Source organism: Candidatus Symbiothrix dinenymphae (genome assembly GCF_001431085.1).
Genome location: NZ_BBRU01000518.1, coordinates 1 through 384 on the forward strand (window position 1 = coordinate 1; position 384 = coordinate 384).

Genomic DNA, 384 nt, shown 5'->3' on the forward strand with positions numbered 1-384 from the left:
GTCGTAGTCCAATCCCAATTATTCTCAATCCAGAGCCCTTTAAACAGCGTTTTTTGTCCTTTAAAGATAGCTTCCATCGTGCTCACCAGCAACGACTTACCAAACCGGCGCGGGCGCGACAAAAAGAACGGCTTGCCGGATGTTATCAAGCGATGAATCACTTGGGTCTTATCGACATACAAATAGCCTTTGCTGCGTAAATCCGCAAACGACTGTATTCCAATAGGTAATTCCTGTAACATAATGTTTTTTTTTAATTATTTGATAATTCTTCCATCCGACAAGCAATCTCTTTCCCCACAAATGCCACTCCCAGCAATGCGATGCGCTTGTTCTCGCCCGCATAACGCTCATAATAGCGGACTTCGCGAATTTGTGCCAATG

The 384-nt window shown here is 44.3% G+C and carries 1 protein-coding gene; it reads right to left on the minus strand.

Annotated elements, in window-relative coordinates:
- Positions 1–242, minus strand: a 242-nt coding sequence (locus ASC50_RS05415) for an AAA family ATPase (RefSeq protein ID WP_158648493.1), incomplete at its 3' end; no start/stop codon positions are given.
- Positions 243–384 lie beyond the last annotated feature (142 nt).